This is a genomic window from Halobacillus sp., assembly GCF_049282395.1.
GTDB lineage: Bacteria > Bacillota > Bacilli > Bacillales > Halobacillaceae > Halobacillus.
In genome coordinates, this window is sequence record NZ_JBAPTY010000425.1 from 1 (window position 1) to 3,655 (window position 3,655).

Here is a 3,655-nt window from a genome sequence, read left to right on the forward strand (position 1 = left end):
GCGGGACATCTCTCATTCATCTGCCGAGCGCGTGATTCTGCCGGATGCGACGATAGCTATTAACTACATGCTCAATCGTTTCGCTTCGATCGTTAAGAATTTAACGGTCTTCCCGGAACGGATGCAGGAGAATATGGAGAAAACATACGGATTAATCTTCTCTCAAAGAGTTCTGCTGACACTGATTGATGAAGGTATGGTCCGAGAAGAAGCTTACGATCTGGTGCAGCCGAAAGCCATGGAAGCGTGGGAACGTGGTATTCCATTCCGTGAACTGGTAGAAGCGGATGAGCAGATCACGGCGACGCTGTCAGAAGAACAGCTGGACGCCTGCTTCGATTACAAACACCACCTGAAAAACGTCGACCGCATCTTCAGCCGCATCGGCCTGTAAATTACCAATAACTGTATGACCTGGTCCTCCAATCATTTACAGACCAGGTCATACATAAATTACCAGATCTCCACATCCATCTAATACTATTTAAGTGAGGTGTCTATTGATGAAGGGTTCGCTGTTATATGAAGGAAAAGCCAAGAAAGTTTATCACGTGACGGACCAGCCGGAACGATTAATTTTATCTTATAAGAACGACGCCACCGCCTTTAACGGCAAGAAAAAAGATCAATTTGAAGGCAAAGGCCGGCTGAACAATTTGATTACCTCCCGAGTATTTGACTATTTAAAGCTGCATCACATTCCATCCCACTTTATTGAAGCGTTGAACGATACGGAACAACTAGTTGAAAAAACGACCATTATTCCTTTAGAAGTGGTTGTACGTAATGTCGCTGCCGGCAGTATAACACGCAGGCTCGGTATCGAAGAAAAAACAACCTTCACCCCGCCTATTGTCGAATTATTTTATAAAAAAGATGAACTGGATGATCCTATCATTAACGACGTTCATGCTTATCACCTGACAGATGTCAGCGAACAGGAATTAACCCACATCAAAGAAATGGCCCTTACGATCAATGAACATTTAATCGAACTATTTAAACAGGCTGGACTGCAGCTTGTTGATTTCAAACTGGAATTCGGACGCTTAAAAAACGGAACGATTGTCCTGGCTGACGAAATTTCACCAGATACATGCCGTCTTTGGGATTTAGAGAGCGGACAGAAACTGGACAAGGATGTCTTCCGCGAGGGTATTGGAAACTTGATCGAGACGTACGAACTAATATTACAACGACTGGAGGAAAACACATGCGCAAAGTAAAGATCTACATCACATTAAAAGAAGGGGTTCTTGATCCCCAGGGTAAAGCAGTACAGAACTCCCTTCATTCCCTGGAGTATAAAAACGTCAACGAGGTACGCGTTGGCAAGTATATGGAAGTTATGATGGAAGACACGAACGATATTGAAGAGCAGGTAGATAAGATGTGCGATCAATTGCTTGCGAACCCAGTCATTGAAAATTACACCTACACGATCGAGGAGGTTGTCTAAGTGAGATTTGCTGTTGTCGTATTTCCAGGCTCCAATTGTGATCGTGATATGTACTTCGCTGTCAAAGACGCCCTCGGAGAAGAAGCCGATCTTGTCTGGTATCAGGAAGCGGATTTGAGCTCGTATGATGCCGTACTTCTACCGGGCGGATTCTCTTATGGAGATTATTTGCGCTCAGGAGCCATCGCTTCTACTTCCAATGTGATCGGTCAGATCCGTGAAGCAGCGGAAGCGGGCAAACCGGTACTTGGTGTCTGTAACGGATTCCAGATTCTGCTTGAGATGGGGCTTTTGCCAGGCGCTATGTTATCCAATAAGCATCTGAAATTCATGTGTCATTTTGAAACATTAAACGTAGAAAATGCGGAAACCATGTTCACCCGTAATTATGAACCACAGGAAAAAATCAGCATCCCGATTGCTCACGGCGACGGAAACTATTATTGTGATGAAGCCACTTATCAGGAACTGAAAGATAATCGCCAGATTGCTTTCACATATGAGAACAATCCCAACGGATCCGTAGGGAACATCGCCGGGATTACGAACAAAGCAGGTAATGTGCTTGGCATGATGCCTCACCCGGAACGAGCGGTGGAAGCTATAGTTGGAAATGAAGACGGACTGCGTTTGTTCCAGTCTATTTTGACACATTGGAGGAATAACCATGCCATCAAAGCTTGAAATCAGCCCGGAACAGATCGAACAGCAAAAGCTTTACAGTGAAATGGGACTGCGGGACGAAGAATATGCCTCCATTAAAGATATTCTCGGCCGCCGTCCGAATTATACAGAAACCGGTCTATTCTCTGTTATGTGGTCGGAACATTGCAGTTACAAAAACTCCAAACCGCTTCTAAGGAAGTTTCCAACAGAAGGGCCGCAAGTCCTTCAAGGTCCAGGAGAGGGAGCTGGCATCATCGATATTGGCGATGACCAGGCAGTTGTTTTCAAAATTGAAAGTCATAATCACCCTTCTGCTGTGGAGCCTTACCAGGGAGCAGCGACCGGTGTTGGCGGTATTTTACGTGACGTCTTCTCCATGGGTGCACGCCCGATTGCTTTACTCAATTCCCTTCGATTTGGATCGCTGAAACAGCCTCGCGTTAAGTATTTGTTCGAAGAAGTAGTCCGCGGGATCGCAGGCTACGGCAACTGTGTCGGCGTCCCGACAGTAGGTGGCGAGGTCCAGTTCGACAATGCCTACAACGGCAACCCGCTTGTCAACGCCATGTGTGTCGGGTTGATCGAGCATAAGGATATTCAAAAAGGAATTGCTGCCGGGATCGGCAATACAGTTATGTACGTTGGAGCTAAAACCGGGCGTGATGGTATTCACGGGGCAACGTTTGCCTCCGAAGAGCTCTCCGAAGAATCTGAAGAGAAGCGTCCTTCGGTGCAGGTTGGTGACCCATTCATGGAAAAACTCCTCATTGAAGCTTGTCTGGATGTCATTCAGCACGAAGCACTTGTAGGTATTCAGGATATGGGCGCTGCCGGTCTCACTTCTTCAGCCAGTGAAATGGCCAGTAAAGCAGGGACGGGCATGACGATGAACCTTGATTTAATCCCTCAGCGCGAACTGGACATGACACCTTATGAAATGATGTTGTCTGAGTCTCAGGAACGCATGCTGCTTGTTGTGGAAAAAGGACGCGAAGAAGAAATCGCACAAGTATTCCGTAAATATGATCTGGAAGCTGTGGCAGTAGGAGAAGTTACGGATACGAAGCACTTCCGGCTGGAGCATCGAGGAGAGATGGTGGCGGATGTACCGGTGGATAGCCTGGCGGAGGACGCTCCTGTCTATCATCAGCCTTCTGTGATTCCGGCTTACTATAACGATTTCCAGGCAATGGAGCCTTACGTCCCAACCGTAACGGACCATAGGTACACCCTTCACAATCTTTTAAGTCAGCCGACCATTGCCAGTAAAGAATGGGTCTATGACCAGTATGATTCCATGGTCCAGACGAACACCGTCGTATCTCCAGGTTCAGATGCAGCCGTATTACGGGTTCGAGGCACGGATAAAGCTCTTGCGATGACGACCGACTGTAACTCCCGCTATATCTATGTGGACCCGGAAGTCGGAGGCAAAATTGCTGTTGCGGAAGCAGCCCGGAATATTGTCTGCTCCGGCGGACGACCTCTAGGACTGACGGACGGTTTGAACTTCGGATCTCCAGAAAATCC

At 47.1% G+C, this 3,655-nt stretch carries 4 protein-coding genes and 1 pseudogene; all 5 read left to right on the forward strand.

Annotated features, from left to right (window positions below):
• Positions 1–394, forward strand: a pseudogene (locus WAM07_RS17645) (adenylosuccinate lyase); the annotation flags it as partial.
• Positions 395–503: 109 nt separating this feature from the next.
• Positions 504–1,226 carry a phosphoribosylaminoimidazolesuccinocarboxamide synthase gene (gene purC, locus WAM07_RS17650; protein ID WP_422168701.1) on the forward strand — a complete coding sequence of 241 codons (723 nt, stop codon included), beginning with the start codon at positions 504–506 and terminating at the stop codon, positions 1,224–1,226.
• Positions 1,214–1,459: a phosphoribosylformylglycinamidine synthase subunit PurS gene (gene purS, locus WAM07_RS17655; RefSeq protein ID WP_422168702.1), complete on the forward strand. Its 246-nt coding sequence runs from the start codon at positions 1,214–1,216 to the stop codon at positions 1,457–1,459. Before purC ends, purS begins: the two co-directional genes overlap by 13 nt.
• The gene (gene purQ / locus WAM07_RS17660; RefSeq protein WP_422168703.1) at positions 1,460–2,143 is read left to right on the forward strand and encodes a phosphoribosylformylglycinamidine synthase subunit PurQ; all 684 of its coding nucleotides are present in this window, start codon (positions 1,460–1,462) and stop codon (positions 2,141–2,143) included.
• Positions 2,127–3,655: phosphoribosylformylglycinamidine synthase subunit PurL (gene purL / locus WAM07_RS17665; protein ID WP_422168704.1), on the forward strand; the 1,529-nt coding region annotated here is incomplete at its 3' end. The genes purQ and purL, both read left to right, overlap by 17 nt.

Excerpts from the sequence above, each read along its gene's own strand:
- purC (WP_422168701.1), top strand. The coding sequence starts at position 504 with ATGAAGGGTTCGCTGTTATATGAAGGAAAAGCCAAGAAAGTTTATCAC.
- purS (WP_422168702.1), top strand. The coding sequence starts at position 1,214 with ATGCGCAAAGTAAAGATCTACATCACATTAAAAGAAGGGGTTCTTGAT.